Below are 14,199 nucleotides of genomic sequence, written 5' to 3'. Positions count from 1 at the left end.
GCTTTGACGCGTGGCGTTTTTATTGATAAGCACAAACAAAGAAGCGCCAGCCTTTCGGCTAGCGCTTCTTATCAATTTGGCTCCCCCAACTGGACTCGAACCAGTGACATACGGATTAACAGTCCGGCGTTCTACCAACTGAACTATGGGGGAATCGTCTTTGCGACAACGAGCGAGATGATAGGCAATCCATTATCTCGGTGCAACCCTTTTTTCAATAAATCCCCACACACTCGGCTCGAATGGCTAAAAAGGCAACAAATCAGACGATTAAACGATCACCTTTGCACTGACGTAGGTAAAAGTGCAAATATACGACACTGCAGCTGACTTCGAGGACCCAGAGACATTGGACAAAGACACATCGCTCCCACTGTTTATTGCCGGCCCCATGCTACGGCGTACGACACAGCATGAAGTGACGTTATGGTCAGTGCTGACACAAAAGCCCGACGATGGCATCGTCTCCGTTTATCAGCACAACCAGATATTAGCATCCATGCCGTTGTCAGCTGGGCATTGGTTTCGTATTGGCGCGCATGCGTGGGTCGTACTTCATCATCTCCGTTCAGCGCATGGGTTTCCCGTCGATCGACCATTGTCATACGACATACAGATCAACGGCAGTGGAATAGCGGACATCCAACCAGATGTTTTATATGACAACGAGCAAGCGCCCTCTTTTTGTATTCCCTCAAAAGCCACCCATATCGCGCATGGCTCGTGCCGACATCCGCACCATCGCTGCGATGATGCCCTCGTGACTCTCGACCAACATTTGGCCACGACCCCGATGACACAATGGCCCAATATGTTGATTATGAGTGGCGATCAAATCTATGCCGATGATGTCGCCACGCCGATGCTGCAGCGTATTCGCCGGTTAATTGCAGTATTAGATCTCAAAAATGAGTCTTTTGAAGACGCGCCCATTGTCGACTGCCGGGCGTTGGATACACACCCGGACAGCTATGCTCAACGTGGCAAACTCCTCCCTAACCAGCGTGCAGAGAGGGGCAACCGCTTAGAAAAACTGTTTGGGCAACCTCTGCCTATTTTTACCTCCAAAACCGTCTCTAATCACTTGATAAGCTTTGCAGAGCATGTCGCCATGTATTTGTTGGTATGGTCGCCGGTTCCTTGGAAACTAACAGACAGCGCTGACCATCAGCCCCCCAGTGGACTCACCGACGACCAACGCGCGCGCTATCAACAAGAAAAAGTCACCTTGGATGTGTTTCGCGCCGGCTTGCCTCAGGTACAGCGACTATTCGCACACCTATCAACCTATATGATCTTTGACGATCATGACATCACAGATGACTGGAATATCACCGTCGGATGGGAGCAAGCCGCGTATTTTAATCCCTTTTCTCGCCGCATTATCGGCAATGGCCTCATGGCGTATTGGTTGTGCCAAGGTTGGGGCAATGCTCCCGACAACTTTAGTCAAGACTTTCTCAGTACGGCCCGCCAAAGCGCCTATCAGCCCATTGATATTCGCGACTCGGACACACAAACAGAGGCTCATCAGGCCATGGTGGAACAATGTCTGCGTTTTGAACACTGGCATTACACGGTGCCAACAACGCCACATCTTGTTGTGTTAGATACACGCACACGTCGCTGGCGCTCTGAGTCACGCATGAATAAACCGTCGGGCCTGATGGACTGGGAAGCACTGATGGATTTTCAACATGATCTGTTAAGGCATGATAGCGCGGTGATCGTCTCTGCCGCTCCCATGTTTGGCGTTAAATTTATCGAGGTATTGCAACGAGTCGCGACCTGGCTGGGCGTCCCCACTGTCGTCGACGCCGAGAACTGGATGGCCCACCCAGGGAGTGCCAACACCCTGCTGAGTATTTTTCGCCATCAACGTACACCCACCAATTATGTGATTTTATCTGGGGATGTGCATTACTCGTTTGCTTATGATATCCGAATCCGATTTCGCACCCATAGTCCGCGCTTGTGGCAAATAACCGCTAGTGGATTCAAAAATCGCTTCCCCGAGCCACTCCTCACCGTTTGCGAGTGGTGCGATCGCGTTTTATTCAGCCCACTGTCTCCACTGAATTGGCTCACTAAACGTAAGCGTATGCGCATTGATCGGCGCGATCCTGATACGCCAGGCCCTAAGCGGCTGGTCAATGCCAGTGCCGTGGGGTTAGTCACCCTCAATGAAGATGGCTCCCCACACACCATTGGCCTTCTGAAGACTGATGGCCAACGCGTCGCTTTCCCGGAAAAGACAAACACCGAGTCAACTCGCCAGCTAGGTTACCGTAATTCTCATCGATGAAATTTGGATAATGGCGTAAGCAGGCCTAACCTTAGAAGGAGTTGGCCGATAAAAGGAGGCTTTATGCAAGGAGAAAACCACGCACTCGTTTTTGATTTCCCGGAGCATCGCGATCGTATCCATTATCTTAAGCAACATGACCCCGCGTTTCATCTCGATGCACACCGCTATCATCAACTCGATCACCATATTCGTGGTCTAGAGATGAACCAAATTCCCACCAGCGACGATGTCTTTACCGCGATGAAACGACAGCGCGCGCACCTCAAAGACCGCTTGTACGAAAAGCTACGCACACATTAATGGGAGGTGAGTAATGCGTCTGTCGCATTCATTGTGCTTGGTGGTTCTGTTTCTAGGAACAATAGGGGCTGCAGTGGCGAAAACCATCAACACGGAGGCGGTGAGCCTTCGTGTTGAAACACTAAAATCCGGCTTTTCCCACCCATGGGGGATCACTGAGCTTCCGGATGGCGATCTACTGATTACCGAGCGTGACGGCAAGCTTAAACGGCTGACACCCAATGGGCTGGTCGTCTCCATTTTAGGCACCCCAAAAAACGTGTTTCAAGAGGGGCAAGGGGGCCTATTAGATATTGCCTTGGCACCTGATTTTGCGACCAACCAGCGTTTATATCTTTCCTACGCCGCCGTCGACGAGCGAGGACAAGCCGGGACAGAGGTAATAATGGCCACACTGTCTAAAGATGTACTTATTGACAGTCGTGTTATTTTTAAAGCCTTTCCCAAGCGCAGTGGCGGGCGCCATTTTGGCAGTCGTTTATTGGCCACCTCTGAGCACCTATATATCACGCTCGGCGATCGTGGCCACCGCGATCGCGCGCAGTTTGCCGACGATCATCTGGGCACGCTCGTGCGTCTTAATCTTGATGGCACAGTGCCAGAAAGTAACCCATTCACACAGGTGAATGACAAACGTGCGGAGGTGTTTAGCTTCGGGCACCGAAATATCCAAGGCATCGCCCTCGATAACACAGACACACGTATTTGGGCACATGAGCACGGTCCCCAAGGTGGCGATGAACTCAACGTTATTCTCGCCGGTGAAAACTATGGCTGGCCGACTATAACCTATGGCGTTAACTATGGACTGGGCACACAAATCGGAGAAGGCACATCCAAACCTGGCATGCGCCAACCTGTGTATTACTGGGATCCCTCTATAGCACCATCAGGCATGATGATGGTGAACAGCCAGCAGTTTCCCATGTGGAAGGGGGATTTACTGCTCGGGTCGTTAAAGTTTGGCTTACTCGTCAGGTTAGAGCTGGAAAACGGCCAAGTCACACATGAAGAACGAATGTTCGACGGTCAGTTTGGCCGCATTCGCGATGTGATCCAAGCACGTGACGGCAGTTTACTCATCCTCACTGATAGAAGAAATGGCAGTGTATTACGGGTCACACCATTGTCTCAGTCATAGACCATTATCTCAGTCGAAGATAGGCGCTACAGTGATCCCTCGGCAGAAACACCATGAAGACGTAAACTATAACCGACCCCAAAATACTGCTTTTTCTGTTGAGCCGACAATTTAGGCAGTTGCAGATAACAAAAACGTTGTCCATCACTGCCAATCAACAAGCCGTTAAATCGGAATAAAGCTTTAGTCGGTGTCTGAATATGAACACGCACCAAGGTTGCCACCCCCAACTTCAGTATCGCTTGCGTGACAGCTAAAGCGATGACTTCTTGGTTTTTTCTATCGCATTGAGTTGCTCTTTTCTAGACATAATGACGTTCGTTATATTCCGTTAATATGAATTTCAGTATTTTCATCAAGATCGGTTGCCCTGAGTATAGATCGCACTATTCACCCATGTTACTTTTCGATTCATAACGCACGCATCTATCAAGGACACATCATGAAAGGGACGCTAAAACGGCTACTGTTCAGCACAATGCTGGTCTGCTCCCCCCTCGCCCAAGCCAGCGACCAAGCGGCATGTGGCAAGGTTTCTATCGCGGATATGAATTGGAACTCAGCCACATTAATAGCACATGTTGATCAATTTATCTTAGCGTATGGATATAGCTGTGATGTCTCTCTTGTCCCAGGCGATACCATGCCTACCGGCGTCTCAATGACGGAAAAAGGCGAGCCAGATATAGCGCCAGAGTTTTGGACAAACTCGCACAAAGCGATGTTGGACAAAGGCGTGCAAGCAGGACGATTACGGTACGCAGGCGATGTATTCTCACAAGGTGGCAACGAGGGCTTTTGGGTCCCCAAATACATGGTCGATCAACACCCCGAGTTAGCGACGATTGAAGGCATCAAAGCGCATCCAGAGCTGTTCCCTCATCCAGAAGATCCTGATAAAGCCGCATTCATGGGCTGCCCGGCGGGGTGGACATGTCAAATCTCAGCCCAACACATTTTTAACGCCCTTGAGTTGGACAAAGCCGGCTTTGAAATTGTCGACCCTGGCTCTGCAGCAGGCTTAGCCGGCACCATCGCTCGTGCCAATGAGCGAAAAAATCCTTGGTTTGGTTATTATTGGGCGCCGACGCCTGTGATGGGAAAATATGAAATGGTTGAAGTCGATTTGGGTGCCGATGTCAATTTAGCGCACTACAAACAATGTATCACCCAAGCGGACTGTCAATCGCCCCAGGTCACCGCCTTTCCCACCTCTCCCGTGCACTCGCTAACCACAGCATCTTTTGCTGAGCAAGCACCAGCAGCATTCGAGTATATCAACCGCCGCGAATATGATAATCAAGTAATGAGTGACATGCTGGCTTGGATGGATACCTATCAAGCGGACGGTGAAATAGCCGCAGACGAGTTTCTTCGGCGCTACCCTGCCGTTTGGCATCAGTGGGTCGATGCACAAACCGCGCAACGTGTCGAAGACGCACTACGATAACGGTAGAATATACACTGAGAGGACTATAAGTAGACATGACTTGCCGAGGATCCAATTGGCCTCGGCAAGCCTAACAAGCGTGTTACTCGATCACGCCAAGCTCACGGAGGCGTTCCATCAAGTAACTGTTGGCAGTATGGCGATCAGACAGCACCACATCTGGCTTAGGGTGCAAAAATAGCGGCAACGAAATACGCGCTTTGGTTTTATCCGCGCCTTCCGGGTTCACGACACGGTGGGTGGTAGAAGGGAAGTATCCGCCGGATGCTTCTTGAAGCATATCACCGATATTGACAATCAAGTTACCAAAATCACAAGGCACATCTAACCAGCTCCCGTCTTTTGCTTTCACTTGCAAGCCAGGCTCATTGGCAGCCGGTAATATTGTCAGCAAATTAATGTCTTCATGAGCAGCCGCTCGAATCGCCCCAAGCTCTTCATCACCCTTTAACGGTGGGTAATGTAAAACACGCAATAAGGTCTGTTGGCTGCCATTAATCATACTGGACAATGGCTGTGAGTAGTGCTGACTCACTTCAGACGGTGACTGACGTTCAACCCATGACAGCAAGGTTTCAGCTAAATGCGTAGCATGCTCGTAATAAGACTGTAGATGACTTCTCAGTGCGTCAGGACACTGCCCCCAAGGATAGTAGTGAAAGAATTCTTTTAAATCGCGCTTAGTATGACCTTTCGCGGTTTCTGCGACTTTGGCGGGAAAAAAGCCGTCTTGCGTATCGGGTTTATAGGTGAACAGATGCTTGTCTTCGGTATTAAAGAAACCTTCCCATTGCTGATAGATATCAGCGACCCATTGTTGCTGTAACGGGTGATTTTTTAATACACCAAACCCTGTTTCACGTAGGGATTTAACAAAGGCCTGCTCGGCATCAGGCGCATTAAAGTCAATGGCTTGCAGTGTCATAATGCTCTCGTAATCGTTTGCTTTTTATCATGAGGTAAGTGAAACAATAGTTTAACAGGCCGATCAGCGCACACAACGCAAAACTGTTCTCATAGAGAAACGCTTTGTTTTTCTACAAGCACGGTTGAGGTTAAATCATGCAGCCTCGAGATAGGCAAACAGATATCACGTGTTACACTCTATGCCGTTGTAAACGCATGGAGGTTATATGGGCGTTATTCGTTGGATCCTAGGCAAGATTATTCTGGTGATTGAGTCGTTGACTCAACCCAAGGCACCTCAGCTGAGCGCGACACAAAAACAGGCTATCGACACCTTGGCGCAGCAAGTTACCTTGTATCAATTTGCGGCCTGTCCGTTTTGTGTAAAAGTGCGCCAGGCCAGCCGCAAACTCGGCTTACCGCTGAACACCAAAGATGCGAAGCGTGATATAGACGCGCGGCAAGAGCTTGAACAAGGGGGTGGACGAGTCAAAGTCCCCTGTTTGCGAATTCAAAAGGCAAGCGGTGAGGTGCACTGGATGTACGAGTCAGACGATATTATTGCCTATTTAGACAAGCAGGTCGCGCCGATAATTGAAAAATAATTAGACACGTGTTGAGTCGGGGTCTATGGTTTTAGTGACAAGACTCCTTCGCTTGCCCCTTGTTGCCCGACTGGCTGATGCCTTTTATCGGGCTTTGCTAAACTGCCCTAGCACTGCGCCTGGGCAGTTTTCTTTTTAAACCTAACGGTTATCCATGTGACTATTGTCCACTCCCATCGATTCCATAAAGCACATTCATTTAAAAGCCATTAACATCACGTAAACCAAGAAAAGCGACATGCTTTCCCATTTTCCCTCGGAGCGTATATCATTGCGGTCGTCGCTCTGACTTGAGTTAGGTTTAATCACAAACTAGCTTTAAAAAGATAGAGAAATAAGGAGTGTGACATGACAACGTACGATCCTAGGCAAACGATCAGCAAAAGCCGTTTTCCCAACCTGCTCATCTTTTTCGCGCTGTTGTGCCTGATGTTGGTCAGTCATGGTGCGGAAGCGAGAGCTATTTTGACCCTTTATGGCGATGTCGCCAAGCACTCGTTTACCCGTGAAGAGCTGATGCAGCTGGCTGATCGTACGATTGAAACGAAAACCCCTTGGACGGAAGGTAAACAGGTTTTTCTCGGCTTGTCAGCACAAAAATTGTTGAAGAATCTCGACAAGCAAGGCCATGCATTGAAAGTTCACGCCCTCAATGATTATTGGTCTAAGATACCGACTGACGAGATCAATAAGTACAACCCGGTCTTCGCCATAAAGAAAAACGGCGAATGGATGCCTATTCGTGACAAAGGGCCGATTTGGGTTGTCTACCCATTATCCGAGTTTAATCAATACGACAATGAGATTTTACATAGCCGCATGGTTTGGCAAGTGAACCGTATCGAAGTATTAGGAAAAGAATAACAACGGACTGATGGGCTCAATCCCGGTTTTTGCCTGCACCACGAGCCTCTAGACCAAACCACAAATTTGCTAGGCAACACACAGTAGTAAAGGATTGTAACGGCATGGTCAAGCGCCCTCTTATTGGTTTCATCATTTTTGTATTTACCACTTTAGCCTTCGCGGCCGGGGCGCTTTACCAGTTTCACAATGCCTACGCAAGGCAAGCCCTTCATACCCAATTGTCCGCATGGGCACTCGCACAAATGGAGCTCGAAACCTTAGAATTCCGTAATGAGCTTGCCTTGTACCTCGCCACCGCATCAGATAAACAGTCTCTTATCCTCTCTTATGACATCTTGTGGAGTCGCTATGATACGTTTTTAAGTAGCCAAGAAGCCGCGCCCATGCGCCGGGCCTTTGATGCTGAGCCTGTGGTGCAGCGCGCGTTTCGTTTAATTCAGCAATATGAGCAAGCGGTATTGAATGGTAACAGTCAGCGGCTAGAAGCCCTTCTGCATGAGATGGATATTGTTCTACCGCAAGTGCGTAACCTGATGGTGAATAACTTCACCGGCCCTGCCGCTATCGAGCAGCGCGCGTTTTTACAGCACCAGTTACAAACCATGTATGCGGCCATTTTTATACTGATGGTGTTGTTGATACTGTTTGCCTATCGCCTCTACCGTAACAGCAGCAAGCAACAGAAAATGGCATGGCACGACAGTCTTACCGGTCTACCCAATCGTAACTATCTGCTGGAATACCTCTACAAAGCCGCTGATAAAAAACAAATACATACCTTGTTATTGATCGATGTTCGCCGTTTTAAAGACATAAACGATCTGATGGGCTATGAGCAAGGCGATCTCGCGCTGACGCAGTTAGCCAATGAGCTGAAAAGCATGTGCTTGCCCTACGGCTATCCTTGCGCACGGATCAGCAGCAACGAATTTGCGGTTCTCGCATACACCGATAATCGCCAACTGAGCTTTTTTACTCAACCTTTGTGCAACGCGCTGCGAAGCACGATCGACAGTGTCTATCCCGGCCATCGATTAGCGGTAGCCATTGGTGTCGCCAAGAGCCTCGATTTGGATGATAATGTCATCAGGAATCACCGCCAGTTTGCCAACCAGCTACTTAACAACGCCGATCTCGCCCTGATGAAGGCCAAGAAAGCGCCTGTGACACAAGATAGTGTTGATATCTTCAAAGCGGAATATGAGCAAGAAGCCAAGCAACGTCGTCAATTACGCGATGAACTCAAGGCGCACCTCGACGATCCCTATCAAGATGCACTCTATGTATTGTTCCAGCCCATAGTGGCGGCGACGTCAACACGCCTTGGCTGTGAGTGTTTGATTCGTTGGGACCATGCTGAATTTGGCCCCATAAACCCAGCCCTCATCATCAATATCGCCGAAGAATCAGGCCTGGGTCGGGCACTAGGCGCTTGGCTTTTGCGCCAAGTCTATTTGGCATTAAACACCGAATGGCAGACCATCAATGAACGTATTGATATCGCCATCAATCTCTCCGATTCATTTTTCAACGAGTCCTTAATTGCCGATGTCATCACTGTCTTTTCTGACCACCCCGAGCAACGTAAACAACTGATTTTTGAGGTGACAGAGACGATGACCATTGAAGATATGGGCCGCTTCAATCTGTTGATGAATCAACTGCGCGATGTAGGTATTCGGATCGCACTGGATGATTTCGGCACCGGTTGGTCATCCATGTCCGTACTCAGCCATCTGAATTTTGATAAAGTCAAAATTGATCGCTCGTTTGTCACCGGCATGGCCCATACATCGCGCCAGCATGTGCTGGTAGATACCATTTGTTATATGGCACACCAACTCGGTATTCGCGTGGTCGCCGAAGGCGTCGAAACACAAGAGCAACTCACCAGTCTAAAACAGATGGGCGTCGATGAATTTCAAGGCTACTTCTTCGCCAAACCGCTATCGGCGCTAGACTTTTATGCGTTCTGCATCGATCACTTAAATCATCAAGACAGGGAGTTGATTAATGATTAATCAAACACTTCTTCAATGTCGACCACTTTTGAACGGTTAACCGTAATTTTCCAACGCTGATATACCGTCGGCTGCCCTTTTATCCGCTGACAACTAACCAGGTTAAATTGATGCCGCTTCTCTACCGAGTCTTTGAGTACCTGACCTTCATTGAGCCGGTATAAGCGCTGACTACCGCGATCCATAAGGCGAGAAAAAGAGCGGAAGTCAAACTTCCACACGTCACGGGTGGTGTCATAGCCCGACAAAAAACGGGTCGTCTCGAGCTGTGTCTTCACTTTCAGCCTCACCACCGCTTCTTCTCGTTGACGAAGTTTACCACGCCGCAGTTTTTTCACTTCATCTGGCAGAGCAGCATAATCAATATAATCTAGCCACTCTAACTGCCGACCTATTTGTCGATTGGATGTAGGATCAATAAAGCGCTTTCGCCACTTGGGACGTCCTTTACGAATCCAGCGCCACAACGCATCACGTAGGTCATCTTTAAAGATCTCCCGCAACGCATACACACCCGCCATCGCCAACACGAACGATAACGTAATCTCGCCTAAGTATTGGCGTGCACGCACAATAACGGTAGTGACAAATAGCATCACAAACGCCGTCGCAGTGGCTTTAGCCAGTTTGTTTAGGTTTTTGCCCAGCGCCTGCGGCACTTGGCGAATCGTCACGGGAAACTCAATCAAACGGCGCGCAAGGCGCATCTTATTAACCATACGAGTGGGATCGCGGCGCGCTTTATCCGAGTTATAACGGTTGACGAGACGGTGCGCCTCTTCGGCTTGGCACAATTCAATCAATTGCTGGCGTACATCCTTGTAGACGTTTCCACGCGGCATATGGGCCAATAACGACAGAAAACGTTGTTCCGTTAACCAAGATAAATAATTATCTATATTATGGTAATACTTGAGTAGCTTGGTGTTTTGCGGTTTGTAGCGCCGGAGTCGTCGCAAAATCTCCACCGCCATCTCTATCGTGTCTTCTAATTGCTCTAGCGCCTGTTCATCCTCGAGCCCAGAAACGGATTCAAAAAAATCATGCGTCGCTTTTTCGAGCGATAGCGCATACTGATACGCATAGAGACTCAAACTAACTCGATATTGTTCGGTTGGCAGTTTGTCACGACTGGCCAGGCGAGCATGTACCAAGGGCAGATGATAACGAGACGTAAAATACGTCCGACTATTGGTGAGAACACGGTAATAGAATTCATCTTCAGACAGCACATGCTTACCAAACTTAAGCTCACCAGGGACAAAGAGATAAAACTCAACCTCTTGGGCACTGACTTCCTCGTTGAGTACAGCCACCCTAACTGATAAGCCCTCATGTTTGTCTACCGTGATCACGACTGCTCTCCTGTGAACGCCAATAAAGTTGCTACCAAGCGGATCCCCCATCATACCCATGCGGTCAAGGTGTTACGAGTATCGCACATTTATCGCAACACGAGTGAAAAACCGCCATATAGACAGCATTAAACTGTTCGTTTTTTAGTCAATCGATCGTGTTGGGGTTGCTTTCCACGACTCACGTGCATTGCCGCGATTGCTTACAAAGAAATTAACGGGGTTATCCACAGATACAGTAGATAACTTTACCCTCACAGCGCTAAATATAGTTTAGGTCGCACAATATCTAGTATGCATATGACGTCATCCTCTCCCAGCTCCTAAACTAACCGCGAAGTCGCTTGGGCCAGTCGAGAAAGCAAAGCTGTGCATGCGTATTCGCGACCTCTGTCCAATGTTCGACCGGATACTGCACCACAGCCACCCCTGACGTCGGTAAGTTATCCTTAGTCATCCCCACGCCATATAGGTAATCGTTTAGTGCGGGGTTATGGCCAATAATCATCGCCACATCGTGCTCTAACTCAAGTGCTTGGATGGTATGAATGATTGCCGATGCATGCTCACTGTATAGCTTTTCCTCTAAAACAATGGGCGGCTTGTCGGCAAGCGTTTGTGCCACCAGCACGGCAGTATCTTTTGCCCGTTGCGCGGTGCTGGTCACAATCGTTTGCGGCTGATGCAGCCACGCGTTCAAGCGCTCCGCCATTTGTGGCGCTTGCCGAAATCCTCTCGGGTTGAGCGGACGCGCGTGATCATCAAGGCTAGGATCATCCCAACTGGATTTTGCATGGCGCATGAGAAATACCGTTTTCATCGTCTCCCTCCTTGTTCAATAAAAAAAGCGAGCCACGGCTCGCTTTTTGTTCACACGGGTGCCTAGGCGGTTTAACTCGCCACAACTTGGCGTAAACGCTCCTGCACCACATTAACCAACAGGTCGGGCTGGAATTTAGAGATAAACTGATTACAGCCCACTTTCTCAACCATTGCCTCATTGAAGCTCCCGCTTAATGAGGTGTTCAATGCAATGTATAAATCACTCATCCGGCTATCAGAGCGCACTTCGTGCGTCAGTTTATAACCGTCCATTTCCGGCATTTCCGCGTCAGTGATCATCAGCAAAATTTCGTCACTCACGTTTTTACCTTCATCGCACCAACTCTTCAGCAAATGCAGTGCTTCCGCACCATTTTTTTTAATGATGCACTCGACACCAAACTGCGACAAGGTTTCACTAACCTGCGCCCGCGCCGTCGATGAGTCATCAACAACCAGGACTCGCTGTCCCGCCATATAAGGGGTCAAGTGGGGGTCGAGGACATCTTCAGAAACGCCAACTTCATACGCAACGATCTCAGCCAGTACTTTTTCCACATCGACAATTTCCACTAAACGCGTTTGCCCGTCAAAGTCTTGGCGAGTAATAGCCGTTAAGTAATTATTGCGCCCTGAACTGGAAGGCGGCTCCATGATCTCATCCCAGCCCATGTTTTTGATATTGATCACCTGCCCAACGAGGAATGCTTGGATAGTGCGGTTATATTCAGTCACGATAACGTTACATTCATCCGACATGCCTATCGATCCCATGCCGATGGACTGTCGTAGGTCAATCACCGGAATAGATTTGCCACGAATCATGGCAACGCCACGAATATTAGGATGCGATCCAGGCATTTGGTTGAGCTTTGGCACTTTAATGACTTCACGTACTTTAAACACGTTGATGGCAAAAGGTTGGGTAGAGCCAAGGTAAAACATTAAAAGCTCGAGGCGGTTTTCACCCACCAATCGTGTCCGCGAATCTACCGAATCTAAAATATTGGTCATAGTCTACTCAACCGTCGTGTTACTGCTCATTCGCATTTATCCGGACACGTAAACCCTTGCTAACGTGCCTCAATGTTGGGGGCTTTTGTGTCGCGTTGCACTGTGACTTCACGTCCCGTGACAAAAAGCGTGTGTCTTTCTTATTTTAGGTAAGATACAGCCACAGGCAACCTCTTTGCGTAAGGTGACGCCTAAATGACTGGCTCACCGAGTCTATATCTTTCACTATCTTAGCAAAAGGCATGGCTAAAAAGCGTGGTATACACCACGTTTAAATGAGACTATCAATAAGTGTCAAATATGAGACAATAGCAGGCAAAAGTTTTATCTTTTCGCCCGTTAGCCCTATCCTTGGGGGTAAGAATAGGTGATCAAAGACAACACTGTTACCATACTCAAAAGAATGACGATAACACGCAGAGTGATGCTATGAAGAGCAAAGCGAATCAAGCACAAGGCATGTTGATGTTCCGCCTTACCGCCACCCAATCTTTCGCGATTGGGACGCTAAAGGTACGAGAAATCATCCCCTTTCAGCCGCTCACGGATTTGCCGGGATCTCACCCAACGGTGATCGGAACCACTAGCTTCCGTGGCATCGCCACCCCTGTCATTGATATGGCAAAAGCGATTGGCTACAAACCCGTTGCTAAGTCAGAATGGGAGTCTTGCTACATTATCGTGACCGACTGTCAGCGTCGGGTGATGGGCTTTTTGGTACGTGGTATCGATAAAATCAGCGAGTGCGACTGGCGCTCTATTTCCGAGCCCCCTGAAACCTTGGGAACACGTGCTTTTTTAACCGGGGTGATGCACATCGACGATAAGCTGGTGCAGCTTCTCGATGTGGAGTACATCATGGAACACATTTTCCCCTCTGCGCCTGATAAATTACACCCCATCCTGGCTGACGTGGATCGTGAAAAGCTTAAACCGATGAATATCCTCTTGGTGGATGATTCACTGACCGCTAGGCGACAGCTTTCAGAGGCACTCGACAGTATCAATATTCCTTATTTTGTCACCAACAATGGCTTAGAAGCGCTGCAAATGATGAAAAATGCCGCCTCTGCAGGCAAGCCATTTGATATCATTGTCAGCGATATCGAAATGCCTGGGATTGATGGCTATGAGTTAGCGTTTGAAATCCGCAGCGATGATAAACTCGCCGAGGCGTATCTTATCCTCCATACCTCACTATCGAGTGATATCAGTGTTGATCGTGCGAAACAAGTCGGGGCGCACGAAGCACTGACGAAATTCGATGCCACTGAGCTGGTACAGGCCATGTTGCGCGGCGCAATGATGAAAACATCGGGCTCATCGGTCAAGCTCGAAGGCAGTCCAACCGATTACTAAGGGTATGGCCGCATTATCGGTGAGCCTTGATATGTGTCATGACACTGTCAA

General features: G+C 48.8%; 13 protein-coding genes and 1 tRNA gene. 8 read left to right on the top strand and 6 right to left on the bottom strand.

What is annotated here, in order from left to right; all coding sequences use genetic code 11:
• Positions 1-77 precede the first annotated feature (77 nt).
• Positions 78-153, bottom strand: a tRNA-Asn gene (locus BZG13_RS03915).
• A gap of 238 nt (positions 154-391) precedes the next feature.
• Between BZG13_RS03915 and BZG13_RS03910 the strand changes: the two genes are divergently transcribed.
• The 3 genes from BZG13_RS03910 (at position 392) to BZG13_RS03900 (ending at position 3,749) form a co-directional block, all read left to right on the top strand.
• Entirely contained in the window at positions 392-2,305 is a 1,914-nt protein-coding gene (locus tag BZG13_RS03910; protein WP_077485257.1) for a hypothetical protein, read from the top strand.
• A gap of 63 nt (positions 2,306-2,368) precedes the next feature.
• Positions 2,369-2,608, top strand: coding sequence for a YdcH family protein (locus BZG13_RS03905; RefSeq protein WP_077485200.1), 240 nt, complete (start codon positions 2,369-2,371; stop codon positions 2,606-2,608).
• Positions 2,609-2,621: 13 nt separating this feature from the next.
• Positions 2,622-3,749 carry a PQQ-dependent sugar dehydrogenase gene (locus BZG13_RS03900; RefSeq protein ID WP_077485198.1) on the top strand — a complete coding sequence of 376 codons (1,128 nt, stop codon included), beginning with the start codon at positions 2,622-2,624 and terminating at the stop codon, positions 3,747-3,749.
• Positions 3,750-3,775: 26 nt separating this feature from the next.
• Here BZG13_RS03900 and BZG13_RS15275 read toward each other — a convergent pair whose 3' ends face one another.
• Positions 3,776-3,973, bottom strand: coding sequence for a hypothetical protein (locus BZG13_RS15275; RefSeq protein WP_077485195.1), 198 nt, complete (start codon positions 3,971-3,973; stop codon positions 3,776-3,778).
• A 218-nt stretch (positions 3,974-4,191) separates the two neighbouring features.
• Here BZG13_RS15275 and BZG13_RS03890 point away from each other — a divergent pair, with 218 nt between their 5' ends.
• Entirely contained in the window at positions 4,192-5,199 is a 1,008-nt protein-coding gene (locus BZG13_RS03890) for a glycine betaine ABC transporter substrate-binding protein (protein WP_077485192.1), read from the top strand.
• An 82-nt stretch (positions 5,200-5,281) separates the two neighbouring features.
• On the opposite strand, the gene BZG13_RS03885 is transcribed toward BZG13_RS03890, so the two are convergent.
• Positions 5,282-6,124, bottom strand: a complete 843-nt coding sequence (locus BZG13_RS03885) for a 2OG-Fe(II) oxygenase family protein (RefSeq protein ID WP_077485189.1) — start codon at positions 6,122-6,124, stop codon at positions 5,282-5,284.
• A 208-nt stretch (positions 6,125-6,332) separates the two neighbouring features.
• Here BZG13_RS03885 and BZG13_RS03880 point away from each other — a divergent pair, with 208 nt between their 5' ends.
• The 3 genes from BZG13_RS03880 (at position 6,333) to BZG13_RS03870 (ending at position 9,598) form a co-directional block, all read left to right on the top strand.
• Positions 6,333-6,710: a glutaredoxin family protein gene (locus tag BZG13_RS03880; RefSeq protein WP_077485186.1), complete on the top strand. Its 378-nt coding sequence runs from the start codon at positions 6,333-6,335 to the stop codon at positions 6,708-6,710.
• A gap of 429 nt (positions 6,711-7,139) precedes the next feature.
• Positions 7,140-7,574, top strand: a complete 435-nt coding sequence (locus tag BZG13_RS03875; protein ID WP_077485255.1) for a hypothetical protein — start codon at positions 7,140-7,142, stop codon at positions 7,572-7,574.
• A gap of 104 nt (positions 7,575-7,678) precedes the next feature.
• Positions 7,679-9,598 carry a putative bifunctional diguanylate cyclase/phosphodiesterase gene (locus tag BZG13_RS03870; protein ID WP_077485183.1) on the top strand — a complete coding sequence of 640 codons (1,920 nt, stop codon included), beginning with the start codon at positions 7,679-7,681 and terminating at the stop codon, positions 9,596-9,598.
• On the opposite strand, the gene BZG13_RS03865 is transcribed toward BZG13_RS03870, so the two are convergent.
• The 3 genes from BZG13_RS03865 to BZG13_RS03855 all read right to left on the bottom strand — a co-directional run bounded on the left by BZG13_RS03865 (position 9,595) and on the right by BZG13_RS03855 (position 12,789).
• Complete coding sequence (locus BZG13_RS03865) at positions 9,595-10,953, bottom strand: hypothetical protein (protein ID WP_069360943.1); 1,359 nt, start codon at positions 10,951-10,953, stop codon at positions 9,595-9,597. The two genes, BZG13_RS03870 and BZG13_RS03865, sit on opposite strands and share 4 nt — an antisense overlap.
• Before the next feature lie 328 nt (positions 10,954-11,281).
• Positions 11,282-11,773 (bottom strand): SixA phosphatase family protein, encoded by a 492-nt coding sequence (locus tag BZG13_RS03860; protein WP_069360942.1) that lies wholly within the window; start codon positions 11,771-11,773, stop codon positions 11,282-11,284.
• A gap of 71 nt (positions 11,774-11,844) precedes the next feature.
• Positions 11,845-12,789 (bottom strand): chemotaxis protein CheV, encoded by a 945-nt coding sequence (locus BZG13_RS03855; protein WP_077485180.1) that lies wholly within the window; start codon positions 12,787-12,789, stop codon positions 11,845-11,847.
• A 429-nt stretch (positions 12,790-13,218) separates the two neighbouring features.
• On the opposite strand from BZG13_RS03855, the gene BZG13_RS03850 reads away from it, so the two are divergent.
• A complete protein-coding gene (locus tag BZG13_RS03850; RefSeq protein WP_069360940.1) occupies positions 13,219-14,148 on the top strand; it encodes a chemotaxis protein CheV in 930 nt (309 codons plus the stop codon).
• Positions 14,149-14,199 lie beyond the last annotated feature (51 nt).

This window comes from Salinivibrio sp. ML323, from assembly GCF_001995745.1.
Classification (GTDB): Bacteria; Pseudomonadota; Gammaproteobacteria; order Enterobacterales; family Vibrionaceae; genus Salinivibrio; species Salinivibrio kushneri.
The sequence above is the reverse complement of the archived record's forward strand: the minus strand, read 5'-3'. Positions and strand labels throughout refer to the sequence as shown.